Origin of the sequence: Agrobacterium sp. 22117, from assembly GCF_052045735.1 — a bacterium.
GTDB classification, from domain to species: Bacteria; Pseudomonadota; Alphaproteobacteria; order Rhizobiales; family Rhizobiaceae; genus Agrobacterium; species Agrobacterium cavarae.
Window position 1 is genome coordinate 424,429 of the sequence record NZ_JBQEPP010000005.1, and the last position, 20,139, is coordinate 444,567.

Annotated in this window: 16 protein-coding genes; 1 reads left to right on the forward strand and 15 read right to left on the reverse strand. The window is 57.3% G+C overall.

The features are described from left to right. Positions 1–12 precede the first annotated feature (12 nt). The 11 genes from ACTJKV_RS16720 to ACTJKV_RS16770 form a co-directional block, all read right to left on the reverse strand. Positions 13–3,279 (reverse strand): error-prone DNA polymerase, encoded by a 3,267-nt coding sequence (locus ACTJKV_RS16720; protein WP_440599100.1) that lies wholly within the window; start codon positions 3,277–3,279, stop codon positions 13–15. Beyond that, a complete protein-coding gene (locus ACTJKV_RS16725) occupies positions 3,276–4,790 on the reverse strand; it encodes a Y-family DNA polymerase (protein WP_440599101.1) in 1,515 nt (504 codons plus the stop codon). The genes ACTJKV_RS16720 and ACTJKV_RS16725 overlap by 4 nt, the downstream gene beginning before the upstream one ends. Continuing rightward, positions 4,705–5,466, reverse strand: coding sequence for an ImuA family protein (locus ACTJKV_RS16730; protein ID WP_144620396.1), 762 nt, complete (start codon positions 5,464–5,466; stop codon positions 4,705–4,707). Before ACTJKV_RS16730 ends, ACTJKV_RS16725 begins: the two co-directional genes overlap by 86 nt. A 117-nt stretch (positions 5,467–5,583) precedes the next feature. Next, positions 5,584–6,855 carry an O-antigen ligase family protein gene (locus ACTJKV_RS16735; protein WP_144620395.1) on the reverse strand — a complete coding sequence of 424 codons (1,272 nt, stop codon included), beginning with the start codon at positions 6,853–6,855 and terminating at the stop codon, positions 5,584–5,586. 7 nt (positions 6,856–6,862) lie between these two features. Next, on the reverse strand, positions 6,863–8,146 hold the full coding sequence (locus ACTJKV_RS16740; RefSeq protein WP_440599102.1) for a polysaccharide biosynthesis/export family protein: 1,284 nt from the start codon (positions 8,144–8,146) through the stop codon (positions 6,863–6,865). Between the two features lie 119 nt (positions 8,147–8,265). After that, entirely contained in the window at positions 8,266–8,946 is a 681-nt protein-coding gene (locus ACTJKV_RS16745; protein ID WP_062424139.1) for a sugar transferase, read from the reverse strand. A 668-nt stretch (positions 8,947–9,614) separates the two neighbouring features. Then, positions 9,615–10,175, reverse strand: coding sequence for a DJ-1/PfpI/YhbO family deglycase/protease (locus ACTJKV_RS16750; protein ID WP_440599103.1), 561 nt, complete (start codon positions 10,173–10,175; stop codon positions 9,615–9,617). Positions 10,176–10,217: 42 nt separating this feature from the next. Beyond that, positions 10,218–10,439 carry a hypothetical protein gene (locus ACTJKV_RS16755; RefSeq protein ID WP_113265322.1) on the reverse strand — a complete coding sequence of 74 codons (222 nt, stop codon included), beginning with the start codon at positions 10,437–10,439 and terminating at the stop codon, positions 10,218–10,220. A gap of 456 nt (positions 10,440–10,895) precedes the next feature. After that, positions 10,896–11,798, reverse strand: a complete 903-nt coding sequence (locus ACTJKV_RS16760) for an amino acid ABC transporter substrate-binding protein (RefSeq protein WP_440599104.1) — start codon at positions 11,796–11,798, stop codon at positions 10,896–10,898. After that, positions 11,795–12,703 (reverse strand): amino acid ABC transporter substrate-binding protein, encoded by a 909-nt coding sequence (locus ACTJKV_RS16765; protein WP_112519834.1) that lies wholly within the window; start codon positions 12,701–12,703, stop codon positions 11,795–11,797. The genes ACTJKV_RS16760 and ACTJKV_RS16765 overlap by 4 nt, the downstream gene beginning before the upstream one ends. A 43-nt stretch (positions 12,704–12,746) precedes the next feature. Next, on the reverse strand, positions 12,747–14,957 hold the full coding sequence (locus ACTJKV_RS16770; protein ID WP_274101415.1) for a putative bifunctional diguanylate cyclase/phosphodiesterase: 2,211 nt from the start codon (positions 14,955–14,957) through the stop codon (positions 12,747–12,749). Between the two features lie 262 nt (positions 14,958–15,219). Here ACTJKV_RS16770 and ACTJKV_RS16775 point away from each other — a divergent pair, with 262 nt between their 5' ends. Continuing rightward, on the forward strand, positions 15,220–16,152 hold the full coding sequence (locus ACTJKV_RS16775) for a methylenetetrahydrofolate reductase (protein WP_274101416.1): 933 nt from the start codon (positions 15,220–15,222) through the stop codon (positions 16,150–16,152). A gap of 33 nt (positions 16,153–16,185) precedes the next feature. Here the strand turns inward: ACTJKV_RS16775 and ACTJKV_RS16780 are convergent, their stop codons facing one another. The 4 genes from ACTJKV_RS16780 to ACTJKV_RS16795 are packed head-to-tail and all read right to left on the reverse strand — an operon-like array spanning position 16,186 to position 20,070. Then, positions 16,186–17,100 carry an ROK family protein gene (locus tag ACTJKV_RS16780; protein ID WP_440599105.1) on the reverse strand — a complete coding sequence of 305 codons (915 nt, stop codon included), beginning with the start codon at positions 17,098–17,100 and terminating at the stop codon, positions 16,186–16,188. Then, a complete protein-coding gene (gene nagA / locus ACTJKV_RS16785) occupies positions 17,097–18,278 on the reverse strand; it encodes an N-acetylglucosamine-6-phosphate deacetylase (RefSeq protein WP_274101418.1) in 1,182 nt (393 codons plus the stop codon). The genes ACTJKV_RS16780 and nagA overlap by 4 nt, the downstream gene beginning before the upstream one ends. After that, the gene (locus ACTJKV_RS16790) at positions 18,275–19,297 is read right to left on the reverse strand and encodes an SIS domain-containing protein (protein ID WP_274101419.1); all 1,023 of its coding nucleotides are present in this window, start codon (positions 19,295–19,297) and stop codon (positions 18,275–18,277) included. The genes nagA and ACTJKV_RS16790 overlap by 4 nt, the downstream gene beginning before the upstream one ends. 23 nt (positions 19,298–19,320) lie before the next feature. After that, positions 19,321–20,070, reverse strand: coding sequence for a GntR family transcriptional regulator (locus ACTJKV_RS16795; protein WP_062424132.1), 750 nt, complete (start codon positions 20,068–20,070; stop codon positions 19,321–19,323). Between the last annotated feature and the right edge of the window lie 69 nt (positions 20,071–20,139).

A 20,139-nucleotide genomic window follows, 5' to 3' on the forward strand; every position in this document is an offset into this window, starting at 1 on the left:
GCGCTGCGGCTCTCAATGGAAGTTGCGGCCTTTGATGATGATGTGGTCGTCATCGCTGGTCTGAAGAGTTGATCTCGGTGGCAACCCCCGTCTATCCCGTGTCGGCGGGCTACCGTGATGAAACTCATCGCCGCGACCATGCGGCAGCGGAAACGGCTTATCCCTTTCCCCGACACTTCTTAAAATGTCCGACAGATCAGTGATGCGGTGGGCGACGATATGAACGACGTCACCTTCACGCTGAAGCTTGCCGTAAATTCCGACCATGCTCGCCGACAGGACGACACGTCGATATTTTTCGAAGGTCTTGACCCAAACGACGGCATTGGCAATTCCAGTCTCATCTTCAAGCGTCATGAAGATGACCCCCTTCGCAGAGCCCGGCCGTTGACGGATGAGCACGAGGCCGGCCACTTCCAGCCAGCGACCGTCATTGGTTCTATGGGCCTCAGCGCATGTGACGATCCGCCGTCGGGCAAGATCCTGACGTAGAAAGCTCATGGGATGTTCACGCAGTGTCAGCCCCATATGTCCATAGTCCTGCACCACTTCTCCGCCTGCGGTCATGGGGGTCAAGTTGACGTCCGGCTCCTGCAACTCCTCGATCAAGGTGTTTTCTCTCGCTGCGGCAGCGGCAAAGAGCGGTAGTGGCTCATCCCGCAACCCCTTGATGGCCCAAAGCGCCTCACGGCGCGAAAGTCCGAACGCGGTTAGAAACGCATCCGCCTCCGCGAGACATACCAGTGTTGAAACAGGTACCCCTGCTCGCCTCCACAGATCGTCTATAGACTGGAAAGGTCGCTCCTCCCGGCATGCAATAATCGCTGCTGCATGCTTGTTGGACAAGCCTTTCACGAGGCACATGCCCAGCCTCACAGCTTCGCGGTCCGGTGCAGTCTTTTCCTCGAGCGTACAATCCCAGCGGCTGGCATTTACGCAAACGGGCCGGACCACGACCCCATGATCGCGCGCATCGCGAACAAGCTGTGCCGGTGCATAAAATCCCATGGGCTGGGAGTTCAACAGCGCCGCACAGAAGATATCGGGATGGTGGCACTTCACCCATGCCGATGCATAGGCGATCAAGGCAAAGGAGGCTGCATGGCTTTCGGGAAAGCCATAGCTGCCGAAACCTTGAATCTGAGCGAAGAGTCTTTTGGCAAACTCTTCGCTAAAGCCATTTTCAATAAGCCCGCCGATGAGCCGTTTTTCGAAATTCGCGATAGTCCCAACATTTTTGAATGTGGCCATCGCCCGTCTCAGCTTATCCGCTTCACTGGGGGTAAAGCCGGCACAGTCGATGGCAATGCGCATGGCATGTTCCTGAAACAGCGGAACGCCAAGCGTTTTCTCAAGAACCTTTTCAAGGGTGGGATGCTCGTAAACGATCTTCTTACCCTCTGCTATTTCCTGACGCCGCTTCAGGTAGGGATGGACCATATTGCCCTGTATCGGACCCGGCCGCACGATTGCGACCTGAATGACCAGATCGTAAAGCTCCCTCGGTCTCAGCCTTGGCAACATCGACATCTGCGCCCGGCTTTCGATCTGGAACGTGCCGATCGTATCGGCCTTACAGATCATGTCGTAGGTCGGACCGTCATTGTTTTTGATGCTGGTCAGCCCGAACTCTTTGCCTTCGCGAACCGTCAGCATCTCGAAGGCTCTGCGCATGCAGGACAGCATGCCGAGCGCCAGGCAATCCATCTTCATGAATTTGACGATCTCGATATCGTCCTTGTCCCATTCGATGATCCGCCTGTCCTTCATGGATGCTGGAAGAATGGGAACGAGTTCGTCCAGACGGTCATGGGTCAAAACGAAACCGCCGGGATGCTGGCTGTAATGGCGGGGCGTTCCGATCAACTGGCGCGCGAGATCGAAGGCGAGCCTGACGCGCCGATCTTCCAGATTGATATTCAGTTCCTTGGCGTGCTTCTCTCCGGTCCCTTCCGTCCACCACCATATCTGGGAGGACATGAGTTTGGTCAGATCTTCGGGAAGGCCCAGTACCTTGCCGACATCGCGGATGGCGCCCTTGCCGCGATAACAGGTCACCACAGCACAAAGCGCCGCCTTATCGAACCCATAGTGATCATAAATCCACTGGATGATTTCCTCGCGCCGCTGGTGCTCGAAATCAACATCGATATCCGGCGGTTCGTCACGGTCCTCGGAAACGAAACGCTCGAACAGAAGGTCGCTTTCATCCGGATCGATTGCGGTGATGCCGAGGACATAGCAGACGGCCGAATTGGCCGCAGATCCACGTCCCTGGCAAAGAATCTTCATCTCCCGTGCCTTCCTGACGATGGTATTGACGGTCAAAAAGTAGGGCGCATATTCCTTCTTGGCGATGATGGTCAATTCGTGCCGAAGCGCCTTCTTCACCTTTTCCGGCACGCCATTGGGATATCGCTTCGGTGCCTCATCCCAGACGAATTTTTCCAGCGCTTCCTGCGCCGTCAGGCCTGGTATCTGCCGCTCGTCCGGATATTGATATTTCAATTCAGAGAGCGAAAAGCGGCATTTTTTCACGATTTTCAGCGTGTTTTCCAAGGCATCCGGATAGGCAGAAAAAAGCCGATACATTTCCTCCGGCGGCTTCAGATAGCGATCGGCATGACGCTCGCGGCGAAAGCCGGCATCGTCGATGGTGCAGTTATGGCGAATGCAGGTGACGACATCCTGAAGCATGCGACGACCGGGCTCATGAAAAAGAACGTCATTGGTGACGACCGTTGCCACACTGGCGCGCGCTGCCATCTGCGAAAGCTCATGGAGGCGCAGCGCATCGTTCGGTCGGCGACGCAGGCTCATCGCCACATAGGCGCGATCGCCGAAATCAGCCCTTATCCGGCGCAAATGGCTGGAAAGCCCTTCATCCGTCTCATCCGGCAGGAGAACCACGATCAGCCCTTCGCCATAGGTGACCAGATCACTCCAGGTGAGCGAGCACTTGCCAGCCTTGCCATCTCTCTTGCCGAATGTCAGCAGGCGGCATAGGCGGGCATAGGCCTCCCTGTCCACCGGATAGACCAGCACGGAAACATCCTGCACTAGGTCCAGTCGACAACCGACTACCAGCCGCATACCAAGCTCTTCGGCAATCTTGTGCGCGCGAGGAATGGCCGCGAGGCTGTTCCGATCGACAATGCCCAGTGCCTCTATGCCGAGCGCTTTCGCCTGAGCGAAAAGCTCCTCACAGGAACTGGCGCCACGCAGAAAGGAAAAATGCGAGGTGACCTGCAGTTCGGCATAACGAACACCCGTACTCATGCGAAAAATCCATGCATGAACCACTCCAGAGAGCCTGTCTCTGTGTGCTCGCCATCGCCGGAACGGAAGATCCAGAAACGCTCGCCGCTCTCGTTTTCGACAAGGAAATAATCGCGCACTGCCGAGAGCTCTCGATCGCGCTTCCACCATTCGCCAAAGACGCGCTCCGGCCCGTCGGCCCGCTTGACGATGTGACGCACCCCGCGCCATGTGAAGCTTCGGGGAGGGTGATCGGGCAGAAGCGCCACTGTCTGGATCGGCTCCGGCTTGAACAGAAGTCTCACCGGTCGCGGCCAATGTTTCGGCCAGCCGGGCGCATCCGTAGCCTCGGCTGGAATTTTCTGAACGGAGCGCTCCGGCACATCGCTTTGAACCGCCGCATAGCGATAGACCTTGTGGCCACGGTTGAGGATGATATCGACAGCCTCGCCAATATCGCCTCCCGCCTCTTCCAGAAGGATGGAGCGTACCTGCCCGGCAAGAAGCGGCTCGGCATGGGTCGCCGTCAGCGTCATCTTCTCGATGCCGAAACCCGGATCGATCGTCTCGATACGGTCGGTCAGAAGGCGCGACAATTGCTTGCTATCGCGTGCGGGTTTGGAGGTTCCGGCCCGAATGGCCTGCACACCACTATCGACACGATGGAAAACGAGATCGACACGGCGCGCACCTAAACCCCGCTTCTCCAAATCCAGACAGAGGTCGGACACAAGCTTTCGAGTGTATTTTGCAATGGTTTCTGCGGCACCAATCGGTTCGGGAAAGAAGCGGCGCACGGTCACCAGTTCCGCCACGCGGACCGGCTCTATCGGTTCCGACAGGATACCGTGAGCCTGATCCAGCCTGCGACCCACTTCCGGGCCGAACCGCAAGGTGATCGGCGCGCGCGGCGCGGCTGCCAGTTCTCCAATACGGCGAAAGCCAAGGACCTTCAGCTCATTGACCAGATGTGCATCCAGTCGCAGGGCGGCAAGCGGGAGAGCCGAGAGCGCTTCGCGCGCACTGCCTTCAGGTAAAATGGTGACGGCTTCGCGCCCGAAACGGGCAAGCGCGTGGGCCGCGCCCCAGCTTTCGGCAATTGCCGCACGTGCTGTAAATCCCAGCGCATGCAGGCGATTGATCATGCCCGTCAGCATCAGTCTTTCATTGCCATGCAGGTGATCGGCCCCTGTCGTATCGAGCACCAACCCATCGGGCGTATCCGGCGCGACGATGGGGGCATAGATGCGCAGAAACCAGAAGGCCAGATCCTCAAGAGCTTTTGCATCCTCCACCGGCTTCAAGTCTTCGACAATCAGGCCCGGTAGAATGGCCTGCGCCTTGCTGGCCGGCATGCCGGGGCGCAAGCCCGCTTTCAGCGCGGCACTATTCAGAGCAGCCACGAGCCGGCGGCTTCCCTGGCGGGCGATCATGACCACCGGAGTTTCAACCGGCGGCGCTTCGTCCCCAAGCATCCTGCGGTATCGATCCGTCTGCCATGTCGGCAGGTATAGCGAGACGACCCTCTGCATCACAGGCTTCCACTTCCAGTTCAAAAGGTTCTCCGCCCCGGACACGCAGCGCTTCTACAAACCAGCGTGACCGCCCTACCCCGCGTACCGGCAGCGGGGTGGAGGGACGCATGGAAATGCGCCACCGGGTGACGGCTGCGGTCGGCTGACCAAAATCGGCAACACCGCTCACATGACGCCAGCGGCGAAGCGCTATGGCTGCCACGCCCGAAGCTTCCGCCGTCAATTGCAGACGCCGCGACATGTTCATCGGCAGCTTCGACACTTCACCGATCACCGCACCAAAGCCGTTGCAGCGAAGCCCCTCCTCGAAACAATCCAGCACGCCCTTTTCTTCGCGGCATTCGACGATGATCAGCCGGTTATGCGAGAGCCCTGCCTGTGTGAGAGCAGGCATGAAGAGATCGGGACGGGTCACGCACCAAAGGATCTTGCCCTTCAACCGGGCAGCGATGCCCGCACAAAAGAGCGCTGACGCTGCGCCATCCACGGCACCATTTCCGCCGCCGCTCACCTCATGCAAGCTGCCAAGCTTCAGGCCTTGACCGGGGAGACGCTCATCCATGGCTGGAATATTGAAGGGCAGAGTCTCCTGCTGTCTGGCAGGACCTTGGGTGATCCTCTCCAGCCTTTCTCGCAATTCCTCCACGACAAGCTGTTCTGCGCGCTTCTGCATGACACGAAACTTCTCAGAGCATTCCACGCTAAAAAACTAATGTTCACTTTTTGTTCTAGATTCACAAAAGAGTCAACACGAGTCCGCCGGACTCCTGTGGAGAGGTGGACGATTCCTTTATCTCCCGGCCAATGGCCGTACCGCGATACCTGCCAAGAAGGGCGATGTGACCGCAGGGGTTCGCCGCGGCAGGCAGAGTTTGCCAGCCGCGTAGAATAGCAGGAACGAGCCGATCTGGTATGCGAAAATAATGTCGATCTCGACGAAGGAGCGGACGACAAACAGGGCGCAAAGCGAAAACAGGATGAGCGCCTGCGGATCCTGATTGCGCATGAGGATTGACCGCAAGTGACCTAAAAGCGTGCCGTAGAGCAGGATGACAAGCAGAATGAGACCGACGAAGCCGTTTTCCACCACCACCTCGATATAGGTGTTGTGGAAATGGAAGCCGCTGCGACCGGAAATGAAGAAATCGTCCCAGAGCCGTTCGGCATCGGAAAAGCCCGGCACCCAGAAACCCTGATAACCGACACCGAAAATTGGCGCCCGCTTGGCCGCCTCGATGCCCTGCTGCCAGAGATAGGTGCGTCCTGTCAGTGTCGTGTCCTTGCCGAAGACACCGAGGATCGCGTCGAAGAGGCCGAACTGTAGCGCGGCCACGACAAACAGACCGCCCAAGCCAACGGCTGCAAAAAACAGCATCTTCCTATTGCTAGGGGACAAGGCCCAGAGCGGCAGCAGACCCGCCATCATGATGACGACGGCTGCAGTGGTGATCGCGGATGTTGCCGACTGCGATGCAAGCAGGCTGTAGGCCGAGATCAGACCAGCAACGCCCGCGATCGGCAGCCACAAACCTCTTTGGCGCAGCACAAGCACAGAAGCTGCGGCAAAGAGGACGCCAAGCGAGGCATAGAAGCCCAACTGGTTCTTGGAAGAGAATGCGCCGACGAAGCTGGTCGTGCCATCCAGCGCATCGAAAAGATAGGTTCCAAACAGCAGTGAATAGAGAAGAACGATGGTAATGCCGATCAGCGCTCCGCGCGTCAGCGTCTTGATCGATATGACGCGCATGGCAATCAGCGCGCAAACGATGTGCGTCATGTACTGAATGGAGGCGCGCAGGCTGACGGACATGGCGTCCGACCAGAAGCTCGACAGCACGGCCAGAATGCCGAAGGCGAAGATCCACAAGTAGCGGGTGTAATTGCCGAGCACCCGGCGATAATCCACCACGACCAGAGGCAGCCAGACGGCGTAATAGGCAAGGATCGAGATCTGGCCGAACTTCGACGAATAGGCGAAGACGAAGAAGGACAGCGCCACGGCCGCCGTTCCGTAGAGCCCATTTCTGTCAGGATCGATCAATGCCGATTTCGCAATCCGCATGGCAGCCTCACTGCATCAGCACTTCCGAGGAAACCTTGATAACGTCGCCAGGCTCAAGCGCCGTGGTTTCGTCAACCTTGATTTCCTTCGATTTTCCTTCGTCCTCACGAACAACGACATAGGAAATCGAGGCCGACTTGCCGGAAGGATCGAAGCGCAGAGCTTCCGCCGATTGCGCCAAGGCCTCCGACATGAGTTCGCGGCTGGTGGAAAGCTGCAGGTTCAGCTTCTGCAATTCGGCCTGCGTATCCTGCAATTCCTTGGAGCGCTGCGCGTCCCAGTCGTTTCGCAGGTTGATCTCATCCTGGATCGCCTTGTTGATATCCTGCTTGGCGCGCAAAGCATTCGTATCGATGTCGAGAAGCGTCGCTTCCACCTCGGCTGCGCGTTCCTCCGCCGAGATACGACGCTGAGCAAGCGCAAGACCCTGCTCGTTCAAGCGGTTGACCTTTTCCCGGTCTTCATTTGCCAATTGCAACTGACGCTGCTGGCTCTCTGCTTTCTTGCGCAGGGATTCCACTTCCGCATCGAGCAGTTCACGCAAATCCTTCAACGCTTTCAATTGAAGCGTATAGCGCTCGGTGCGAGACTTCATCAGCGCACTTTCGCTTTCCAGGAGCGCATCGATATTGACGACCTTTTCCATTTCAGGCGTCTTCTTGATCTCCTGGTCGCCGCTCACTTCGGCAAGCAACCTTGCCTGACGGGCCAGAAGACGGCCGCGCTGGTCGTCATAGACGGCGGCGTCACCGCGGGCATTGATGAAATCCCGGGCAAAACGCTGCCCTGCATCGGAGCGGCGCAAACCGCCCGCGAGGCTGACAGCTTTCAGAACCGTCATATTGGGCGCATAGGGATATTCGCCGGGCGTTTGCACATCCCCCGTCAGAAAGACCGGACGGAACTGGGCAACTTCGACGGAGGCTGATGGAAGGTTGCGCAGAGCAAACTTGCTTTGAAGCTGCGCCCCGATCGCCTCTCCCACCTCGCCTGCCGTCTTTCCGGCAACATTTAACTGGCCGATGAAGGGAAGCGCCAGCGTGCCTGACGGGCCGACCGAGTAATCGCCATTGATCACATCCCAGTTGCGGATGGTGCCGTCTGCCGGCTGCCATTCGGCAACGCGGATGCGAAGCTTGTCAGCGGTTCCGAGGCGGTATTGGCTATCCTGCGCAAGCGCGCTGAGCGGAGTGGTGAAGAGCAGCGCCGCGGCAACAGCCAGAGCAGTACCTTTGCACCATGTTTGGGTGCGCCGTTTTTTAGGGAGGGCTTCGTCGGCAATGCCAACCATGTAAAACTCCATGTTGATGCCTTGAAAAGTGAATGTGCGACCGGCTCAGGTCCGGTCGCAGCCGCAAGGCATGGCACAGGTGGGAGGGCCTGCGTTCACGCCGAGTATCTAATCTGGCTTCAATAGCTGCCGCGGGACATGCAGACAGCTGGCACGGTTTTCATGATGATGGAAATGTCTCTCATCATCGACCAGTTCTGAACATATTGCGTGTCGTAATCAACGCGCTCCTTGTAGGAGACGTCGTTACGACCGCTGATCTGCCAGAGACCGGTAAGACCAGGACGCGTGCTGAGATAGTAGCGCGCGGCACTTTCATAGTAGTTGAGCTCTTCGTCCACGACAGGACGAGGACCCACAACACTCATTTCACCACGAATGATGTTGATGAGCTGTGGCAGTTCATCAAGGCTCAGCTTGCGAAGAACGCTTCCGACAGCTGTGACACGCGGATCGTTCTTCAGTTTTCTCGTCTGGCGCCATTCTTCCGCAGCTTGCGGGTCAGACGTCAGATATTGTTTCAGCACCTCATCTCCGTTCACGACCATCGTGCGGAATTTCAGGCAATGAAACGTGCGGCCATTATGGCCGATACGGCGGTGGCCGTAAAAAGCGGGTCCCTTGTCGGAGAGTTTGACCAAGACCACGATCATGAGAAAGATCGGGCTGAGCACAAGAAGGGCAAGCAGTGCCGAGGAAACATCGAAACTGCGTTTCACGATGCCCCCGATAGGAAAGCTCACATCAGACTCTTCAGAACCACTAAGCGGCGAAACAGCCGATCGAGTCGCGGACTTCATAGAGAGAACTCCATTTATGTTTTGCGATAGGTCGGTACCCGTTGGGCGCGTCATGCAGTCATCATGAGACATGAAGTCTGTGGTCGGAATTTGGTGCTTTTGAATTTTTTGTGAGGCAACGTTACCCGGCTGCCTAAAACCGGCCGCCCCAAATTCCTCACATCATGTTGGCTGATACTATTGATGAACGCCTATAAAAGGAACAAAGACAGGCAGGCGTCATGCAGTTGACGCATGGTGACCATCTCTATGTATTGCGCAGCCATTTATATTAAAACTGTTCTTCTGGTTTACTGGTCTTGCGGGTAAGATGGAGCGCTTCTCTAAGGCTCGATTAAATAAGAGACATGTAATATTTCTTATATGCAGCGCAGCAAAATTATGGCGCCGCACATATAAAATAATTAAAAATAAACCGTTTTTGTTGGGAAAAATTAATTTCAACCGCTTTCTGAAACGTTTCCGAGACGAAAGAGTGGCTTAAATAAGGCAAGAATGTGGCAAAATCTCTGCCTCACGAAGTGTTGCCTGCCCCGACTCGCGATTGGAAGGCACCTGCACTGGCGCCTCCTTCTTCATATTCGCCTCATATCGCCGCACCCAAAAGAAAAGCTGGCGCACCCATGGTGCACCAGCCCTTCATCGATCTTGAAGCTATGAAAAATAGCTTATGCTGCCTTACGTTCGTGACGGCCTTCTTCGACCTCTTCGACGATCTTTGCAACGAAAGCTTCCAGGTCGTCGGGGTTGCGGGAGGTGACGATGCCCTTGTCGCAAACGACCTTCTCGTCTTTCCAAATCCCGCCGGCATTCTTCACGTCGGTCTTGATAGAGCCGTAAGACGTCACTTCACGGCCGCGAACCGCATCGGCTTCGACCAGAAGCCATGGTGCGTGGCAAATGGCAGCCACAACCTTACCGGACTTCACGAATTCCTTGACCACGCGCATTGCGTCGTCACTGGCGCGCAGGACATCCGGATTGATCTGGCCGCCAGGAAGGACTAGAGCGTCGAAATCTTCGATCCGCACGTCCTTGGCAAGCAGGTCGACTTTCACGCTGTCGCCCCAGTCTTTCTCGTCCCAGCTCTTGATCTCGCCATCCTTGATCGAGGCGATCTTGACGTCTGCGCCCTTGCGCTGCAGCTCTTCGTACGGCACGCGAAGCTCCGAGCGCTCATATCCGTCGGTCGCGAGAATGACGATCTTGGCAGAATTGATAGCAGTCATGACTGTTTCCTTCCTGGTATATTTTGTGTTGGGGTGGGCTTGTTAGGATTCTACGTCTGAGTTGACAGACGGTAGAAAAAATTCGACATCGGCGATCCGTGCCTTGTCGAGGATTGCGATGCGCTCCTGCCAGAAGCGCTCGGCTTCTTCCGGCTCATGGTCGTATTGACGGACAAATGTCTTGTTGTCGTCGATCATGACCTGGCGGGTGCCGCCAAGGAGCATGTATTCTTCCGCAAGCTTTCGCGTTTCGGTCTTTTCCACGTCAAAACCTCCTTGGCAGCCAAATTGTCTTGGCATTGGGCGGAGACGGCCGGATGGATAAGAAGCTCGTCTGCCTTTTCGTTGGCCATCGAGAGAAAACGGAAAAATCCCGATGTTCTCCGGCACCATCACGTCCGTTTGACACGGCGCGTCTCCTGCCAATCGAACGTGCCCCTCAGGCATTGGTTCCTGAAAAATTAACGGCGCAAAGGCCGGAACAACTCGGGGAGAAGACAAAACGGGACGCGCGAGGCTGGCGTTCAGGCTTTGACACGCGGGCGCGACGTCTAGCGAAATAGTCGCAGCATGGACCTAAGCGCGTTGCAATCTTTCAGATTTGCTCTTTACGCTTTAGTTCTTGTTTTGCCACGTAGCGTGATCGCAAAACCGTGACACAGGTTTGCGCGGCACGCTTGTAGATCGAAAGGAGAGAAGGGATATTACCCCCTTCTGCGCTTATTCAACGATCTTCGGGTTGCGGAGAGCTTCCGCAAGGAAATTGCTCATCGGCAGACCAAGGTTGATATTGAGCCCCGGCATGGATTCCTCGAACCAGCGCTTGTAAATCTCTTTGGCAGTCTCTGACTTGTAAATCTCGCTCAGTGCTTCGTTCACCGCCCCGACAAACGCCTTGTCGTTCACGCGCATCATAAAACCAAAGGGCTGGGCGTCTGTCACCTGCTCCTCGGAAAGCACATAATCGGACGGGTTTTGCGTGCGGGCAATCATCGTTTTCAGCAAAACCTCGTCCATGGCAAAGGCCGCAACACGACCTTCTGTGACCATATCGAACGCAGCCTGAAGACTTTCAACAGGAACGGCGGAGATATTCAGTTTCCGCCTGCGGCTGCTCTCATTGATTTCGTTGACATTGACGGTGCCGAGAGCCACGCTCACCGAACGCCCCTTCAGATCATCCAATGTCTTGAAACCGCTTTTCCGCAGGGAAACGTACCGTGTCACGGTGAAAAAGTGCGGGTAGGCGAAGGCTGCGCTCTTGCGCCGCTCTGCCGTGTTGGTGCTTGCGTTGCACTCGATGTCGATCGTCCCATCATTGAGAAGCTGCACGCGATTGCTGGGCGTACGCGGCACGAACTGGACATCGATGGATTGCACCTTGAGCCGCTGCTTTAATTTTTCCACCACAGCACGGCAAAGGTCGATCGAGTAGCCGAGGACCTGGCCGTCCGCATTGAGAAAGGAGAAGGGTGCGGTCGAACCATAGCCGATCCTGATCTTGCCGGTCTGGGCAATTCGATCGAGGGTGGGCGTGTCGAAAACCTTTTCCTCCGCCTTGGCTGCAATCGAGCCGAGCGCGCAGAATGCAAGCAGGAAGCAATGAAAGATGTACATTCTCATTGCAGGTACTCCTTGGGCTCCTTGAAGGCGGCCTGCAGCTCTGGGGATAGCGGAAGGTTGAAATTGCGCCCGTCCGGCGGCAAAGGCGACATGAACCACTTGTTGTAGATCGTCTCGATTTCGCCGTCCGTAAACATCTTGTAGAGAGCTTCATTCACCAACGTCTTGAACGCATCATCGCCCTTTGGCAGAAGAATACCATAGGGTTCAGGCGGCCCGAACGTTTCTTTCGAGATCATATAGTCTCCAGGTGCATTTGAAAAAGCCACGTGGGCAGCCAGAAGAACATCATCCATCACGAAGGCGGAGGCGCGATTGTTTTCGACCATGGCGAAAGCTTCGGAATTCACCTTGCTGATCAGCACAGAGATGTTCAGCTTTTGCTCCCTGTTGACGTTTTGCAATTGCGCGATGTTGATGGTCCCCGTGGTCGAAGCCACCGTTCGTCCGGCCAGATCCTTGATACTGTTCAACCCACTCGATTTTTTCGTCACGAAGCGGGTCGCTGTGATGAAGTGGGGATAGGAGAATGCCACCTGCTCTCGCCGCTCGGCATTGTTGGTCGTCGCGCTGCATTCCATGTCGATCTTGCCGGACTTCACCAACAGGAAACGGGTTGCAGGCGTCGCCACCACATAATCGGTCTTCAGGGTATCGAGCTTAAGCGCGTCTCGAACGTGATCCGCGATCCTTTGACATATATCGATGGAGTAACCGCGCACGACGCCATCCGGCGTCACATAGGAAAACGGCAGTTCGTCCTGGCGGTGCCCGAACGTGATCGTCTTGGTACGCGCAATCTTGTCGAGGGTCGGGCTCTTCAACTCCTCAGCCGCAGCAGAAAGCGTGAGAAACGGCGAAGAGACGAGCGCGGCGAACAAAGTGGGAATGACCGAGCGGCGCATCAGCCCATGGAGGGTAAGAGAAATATGCTTCATGTCTCTACTCCTAGCGGTGCACCATCTTTGCGGGTGCGGAACGATAATGGCTCTCGATATCGGCAAGTGGCATGGGGCGGCCAAGGTAATAGCCCTGCAACAGGTCGCATCCGGCAGCACGAAGCAGCGAAAGCTGTTCTGGCGTTTCCACGCCCTCCGCCGTCGTTTTCAATCCAAGTCCTGCGGCGATGTGGATCACACCTTGAATGATTGCCAGGCTCTGGGTGCTGGTCATCACGTCGGCAACGAAGCTGCGGTCGATCTTGATCTTGCTGATCGGTAGTTTGGTCAGATAAGCAAGGCTCGAATAGCCGGTTCCGAAATCATCAAGCGCGATCCTGACCCCAAGCGCCTGAATGTCTTGCAGACATGTGATGGCCTCCGATCCGGAGAGCAGAACCGTTTCCGTCAACTCGATCTCGAGCCGAGATGGCGGCAAGCCGCTGTCATTCAGCGCCCTTTGCACCTTCTCGACAAGATCGCCCTGCTGTAACTCGATCGCCGAGATGTTGACGGCCACCGTTGCCTCGTTCGGCAATCGCATGGCTTCCTGGCAGGCCCGCTTCAACACCCAGTCGCCGATCGCACAGATCTGGCCGGTCTTTTCGGCCAGCGGAATAAAGTCGTCGGGTGTCACCCAGCCGCGAACCGGGTGCTGCCAGCGCACCAGCGCTTCATAGCCGACAGGCTCGGGATTGGAGAAGCAGAAGATCGGCTGGTAGTGCAGCACGAATTCGTCCCGCTGAACCGCGAGGTCGAGGTCCTGCTGCAGTTCGTGGTCCTGTTCTTTCGACATTTCCATGCCATGTTCGAAGAACTGGAAATTCCCGCGACCGCCGGACTTGGCGCAGTACAGCGCCACATCGGCATGTTTGAGCAGTTCGGACATCTCGTGACCGTGAAGGGGCGCTATCGAAATACCGACGCTGGCCCCGACGGAGGCCTCTTTGCCCAGCAACATGAACGGGTGTGATGCTGACGTGATGATACCCTTCGCCAGGCGACTGGCCTCACGCACCGCATTTTTACGGACGATCTGCAGGATCGCGAACTCGTCACCGCCTAGTCGAGCCACCATGTCCTGCGGCCCGATCAGTTGCAGCAGGCGCTCTGCGAAGGATACGAGAAGAGCATCGCCGCTCGCGTGGCCCAACACATCATTGACCGCCTTGAAGCGATCGAGATCGAGAAGCATGACATTGAACCGTCGGCCATTTGCCAGTTCCCCAATCTCGCTCTCCAGCCGCTTGCTGAAGAAGGCTCTGTTTGGCAGTCCGGTCAGCGGATCGTGATGGGCAAGATGTTCCATCTGTTTCGCCACATCGCGGATCTGGCGCAGGTTCTCCCGCTCGACCACGGCTTCGCGCACCTTCTCGATCGCGACGGCAACGCGACCGATCTCGTCCTTGCGATGTTGAAACGGCGTCACCGAGGCCGTGTCGTCATGGGCGATTTTGGTGAGTGCTTCAATCAGCGCCGGCACCGGCATGAAGACCTTGCGCATCAGAAGTGCAACGACCCCGCCGGTCACGAGCAAAATGGTGATCAGAAGCGCAAGCGAATTCTGTAGAAGCTTCGTTTGTGTTTCGAGAAGCTTGGAAGCCTCGCCGATCGTCGTGACCACACTGCCCTGCAGCTTTCCATTCTGATCGACCACCGGAACGAAAGCAATGAAGTGCCGCACCGTACCAAGCTCGGCAAAGCCGACGTAGAATGCATCCATCGCCGTGCCTTCTGGCAATGTCAGCGAGATATTCTCCACCTCCCCCAGCGCGTCGGCGGAACTGGTAAAGGTCTGACCAGCGGGGTCCTTTTGAAAAATCCAGACATTGTTCTTGGTTTGCGCAGCGGCAAGCGCCAGAACGTCCCCGGGATTGAAGCCCGTATCCAAAATGGAGGCATCGTCACCCAGCGGTCGCTCGCTGGTGATCTTGACGATCTGGCCGCTGCTATCACTGTCGATGGAGATAAAGGTGTAGATGGTGCGGATCGCAGAACTCGTCACCTGCGCGTTCAGTTCTGCCTCGCGACGCCATTGGTCAAGCGAGTCCCGCTGGACCATCACCCAGCCGACAGCAGCGCCAACGAGATAGGCAAGCACGACACTGGACACGAGCGAAACGGTGATCTTCCAGAACAACGACTGATACCAGACAATTCTGGCCGGCCGTGCTGGCGCTTCTGCCTCAAAATGATCCGCACTTTCCGTGCTCAAGAGCATCTGGCTCTCACTTTGGCCTCTTATGAAAGAGAAATCAGGTCAAAATTATCTTCTAGCGTCTCGTTACGTCGCAGTTTGAAACACCACTGTTCAGCAAGAGAGTAAAAATATCCTCACATGGTTCGGCAGGATTCGATGCAATGGATAAAAAAGAGCAAATAAATCGATCCGGGTAACCGCACGGCTGTCCAGTTTTAGGTCTGGATTGAAGATCGCTGCGGCTCTAAATATCGCGCTTGGCATGCGGAAAGAAAATCGGCTTATGGCAATACTGAAGTTTACCGATCGGACGAAGAACAAGAGCGCGCTTGGCGCGAAAGATTTGAGTTTTCTCCTCAATCCGTATTCCATCGAGGTGACGCCGAAGACCGCCGCGAAGATCACTGACTTTTCCAGGCTCCTGCCGCCTGGAACACGAGTCTATATTGCCCACATCACCGGGACATCGATCCAGGACATGGTCGCGACGGCGAAAAGGCTACGCCAGGACGGGTTCGCCGTCATGCCGCATTTTCCCGCACGCAGCATTCCCGACATCGCCACTCTGAAGAGTTGGATAGAACTTTATCGCAATGAGGCTGATGTCACCGAGGCCCTGTTGCTGGGCGGCGGGGAGACGCGTCCGGTCGGCACGATCGAAAGCTCGATCCACTTGCTGGAGAGCGGTCTCTTCGACCGGCATGGTTTCCAGCGGCTGCATGTGGCGGGCCATCCGGAAGGGAGCCGTGACATCGATCCGGACGGCACGACCAGCAATGTCGATAGCGCTTTGAAGTGGAAAACGGACTTCTCTCGACTGACCGATGCCGAGATGGCGATCGTCACGCAGTTCGGTTTCGAGCCCGGGGTGATCACAACTTGGGCGGAGCGAATTGCAGAGGCGGGCGTCAGTCTTCCAATCCATGTGGGGATCGCGGGCCCGGCCAAACTCCAGACCCTGATCAAGTCCGCCATCTCCTGCGGCGTCGGCCCCTCATTGAAGGTGCTGCAAAAGCGGGCTTTGGACGTGACGCGATTGCTCATGCCCTATGAGCCGACCGAGATGGTGGACGCGCTGACGGCTTATGTCGAGAACAATCCGGCGTCGCTGATATCGCAACTCCACCTCTTTCCTCTGGGCGGAATTGAGCCGGCAGCGCGCTGGGTTGGAGACAACACCATGACCCAGGCTCAGGCTGCCACTGGTACGTCGTAATATAGAGCAGAAGGCGTTGGCGCGACCGAGCCTCTACCGACTTGAAGCGAATGCCAGTCCCAGCACGGCCGCCCCGACGAGACCGGGCTCAATGGCACACTCAGCCTGTACCACGAGCGGTCTTTGGAATTTGCGGAGAATTCTCGCTCTCACCGCGTGATCGAGCGCCTCGATCAGCGGCAGCGAGTTGGATAGGCCTCCGCCGACCGGAACGATGGTCGCACCGGTCATGTTGATGACCAGCGACAGGGGTCCTGCGAGAATGTCGATATAGATATCGATCGTGCGCGCAGCTTTTTCATCGCCGTCCTGCCAGGCAGCAAGGATCTCTTCCGCCTTCATCTCGGTGCCGGTCAGGTGACGGTGAAGCTTCTCCATGCCGCGAGCGCTGCCAATGGCATCGACACACCCATCGAGGCCGCAGCCGCAGGCAAAGCGCGGCAGTTCCACAGCGGGATTGCCGGCACGCGTGGCAGCAACGGGGCCATGGCCCCACTCCCCGGCAAAACCGCCGGCGCTGTTGATCAGCTTGCCATCCACAACGAGACCACCACCGACACCCGTGCCGAGAATGGCCCCGAAGACGACGCGATGTCCACGCCCTGCGCCTGCGCCATATTCCGCAAGCGCGCAGCAATCCGCATCATTGGCAATCAGCACGGGAATCCCAAGCGCTGCCTCAAGGTCTGCTTTCAACAGACGTCCATGGGCGCAGGGAATATTGGCAATGTTGGCACGGTCGGTATCGGGGTCGATGACGCCTGCAATCGACAGAGCGACGCAGTCCGGCCTCTCTCCGATTTCTTCGATCACGGATCTCAACACATCGACAAAGGCATCGAAATCATGGATCGGCGTTTGCCGGCGTGCAACCGGGCGGATGTCGTCGACAGCCCAGGCGCCAGCGCCCTTGATGGCGGTGCCGCCAATATCGAAACAGACGATCAAGCCGCAGCCCCTTTTGAAAAATCTTCGCCGAAGACGCAAGCGCCGCCGATGAAGGTCGCCATCAAAGATAGATCCGGCTTCAGTACCAGCATGTCGGCGTCCATCCCGGCGGCGAGACTGCCCTTGGTGGCGCAGCCAATCGCCTCAGCCGGATAGAGCGAGGCCATATTCAACGCTTCCGTCAAAGGCAATCCGATATGCTCATGGGCAAAGCGCACGCAAGAGAGCATATCGATATCGGCGCCCGCAAGCGTACCATCAGCAAGCGTCAATCGTCCGCCACGACGGAACACTTCACGATCATTAAGGAGGAAACCCTGCTGATCAGTGCCGATGGTCGACATGGCGTCGGTGACCAGGAATATCCGCCCCGGTCCCTGCTTGGCAGCGAGCGCCACCTGAATAACGATCGGATCAACATGGAAGCCATCCGCAATAAGGCCACAGGACAAGCGGCCATTGGCCAGTGCCACACCAACCAGACCCGGCTCGCGATTTTCCATCTGGCTCATCGCATTGAAGAGATGCGTGACCATGGAGGCGCCGGCCGACACGTAAGGCAAAATGTCTTGCGCCTTGGCATTGGTGTGACCAAGGCTGACGACATATCCGGCTTCAACCAATTTGGTGACATCGGCGGTCGAGACACTTTCGGGCGCTAGCGTGATAAGAGCCTCGCCGAAGTGACCGGCTTTTTCCACGAGGAATTGCAGATCGTCGCTCTCAAGTGGGCGGATCAACGAGGGATCGTGGGTTCCCTTGCGGGCGACCGAGAGATGCGGACCCTCCAGATGGAGACCGAGATAGCCTGGTACCTTTTCCGCAAAGGCAGCAATACCCGCTGCAACGGCCTTGCTCCGGATATCGACCGTATCGGTAATCAGGGTGGGCAGAAGGGCGGTCGTGCCGTAGGAAGCGTGTGCCGAGCAGATCGTGCGAATGCCGTCGAGATCAGGCTGGTTGTTCAGCAATACGCCGCCGCCGCCATTCACCTGAAGATCGATGAACCCTGGAACGATGAGGCCACCGGCCACATCACGACGCTTGATGGAAGACGATAGATCTGCCACCGGCGTAATGGCCTTGATCCGGCCGTTTTCGACAACAAGCGCGTGGCCATCCAGAAAGACAGCCCCGTCGAAAATCCGGCCGCCACACAGCGCGAATGAGCCAATCATCGTGTTTCCGTCACCTTCTTGAGAGCTGCGGGCTTGTCGGGATCAAAGCCTCGCGCGCGCGACAGCATTTCGACCATGCCATAATAAGGAACGATCAGGGCCAAGGCATCGGTCAGTGGGTGACCCGTCTCTACGAAGGGAAGAATGGTGGCACCCCTGCCCTTGTCGGACGTCAGATAGACATTGGCATTCTTGCCGACGAGACCCGATGCCGTTTCGGCAATCGAGACTTCCGCCTTGTCACGCGCAGCAAAGGCGATCACCGGGAAGCTTTCGGCAACCAGCGAAACCGGACCATGCAGCACCTCAGCGGATGAATAGGCTTCGGCGTGCAACTCGCAGGTTTCCTTGCACTTCAGCGCCGCCTCCGTCGCAATGGCAAGTGCCGGGCCGCGGCCGAGCATGTAAAGAGATTCAGCCTTGACCAGCGGCTCCACCAACACACTCCAGTCGAGCGCAAGCGCCTTATCGAGCTGGTCTGGGAGCGCTGCCACAGCCTTCTTCAAGGAGTCCGAGCCGCTCCATTCGGAAAGAACCGCCAGTCCTGCGACGATCGAATTGACGTAGGACTTGGTGGCTGCCACAGCGATTTCCGGTCCAGCCTGGATATTAAGGGCAATCGAGGCGGTGTCGGCGAGAGGAGACGGTGTCGTATTGACCAGAGATAAGGTCAAGGCGCCGCCCGCCTTCGCCCCTTCCAACATCGAGACGATATCCGGGCTCGCACCCGACTGGGAGACCGCGAAGGCCGCAGCCCGCTCCAAGCGCAGTGGCGCCTTGTAGATCGAGGCCAATGACGGGCCGAGAGACGCGACCGGAAGGCCGAGTTCAAGCTCTATCGCATATTTCAGGAAATAGGCAGCATGGTCGGAAGAGCCGCGAGCAACGGTGACCACAACGGCCGGATCATGGGCCGCAAGAGCGCGTCCTGCCCGCGAAATATCGTCTTTCCCAGCATCCAGAAGCCGGGCCACGGCCTGGGGGATTTCGTCGATTTCGCGTCGCATCATTGTCGTCATGAGTATGGCCTCTAAGGTTTTGATCAGGCGCCGATCGTGAGTTCTGCGACGAGATCGTAGGCGTCGCTGCGATAAAGCGCAGTGGAGACTTCCATCACGCGCCCGGTATTGAGATAGGCGATACGCTGCACGGAAAGCGCTGCGGAACCGGGTGGAACCTCCAGCAACTCGCTTTCGTCATCGCGCAGCAGCACCGCGGAGATTCTCTGATTGGCGCGCACCGGGCGAATGTCGCGGGCCGCAAGCGCGAGATAAAGCGAGTCTTCGACCGTCTCAGGTTCGGGCAGAATGTCGTCCGGAAGGCTGGTCCGCTCGAGCGCAATCGGCATATCGTCGGCGGTGCGCAAACGAAGGATACGTGAAACGCGAGCCCCGCCCGAAAGGCCGAGCATCATGGTTTCCTCAGCTGTGGGAAATTTGAGCCCGCGCTCGATCCAGCGCGATCCTGCCACCATTCCACGACGACGCATATCTTCGGTAAAGGACGTCAACCGTGTCAGAGGCTGCTGCATCTTCGGCACCGGCTTGGCGACGAAGGTTCCAGAACCGCGGCGCCGAACCAGAATGCCCTGCTCGACCAGTTCGTCGATCGCTTTTCGCACGGTCACCCGGCTGATCGCTGCAGCATCGGCGATATCCCGTTCGGCTGGCAGGGCATCGCCGTGCTTCAATCGCCCATTGGATACGGCATCCTCGATCAAGCGGCGCAACTTCTGGTAAAGCGGCCCGCCCCGTAATGCCTGCAATTCACCAAACGGCAAAACACCGTCCATTGCGCCTCTCCGATCTTTGCATGGGGAGATGGTCCGCCACCTACAGCAGAAATCGCCTCTCAAACACCA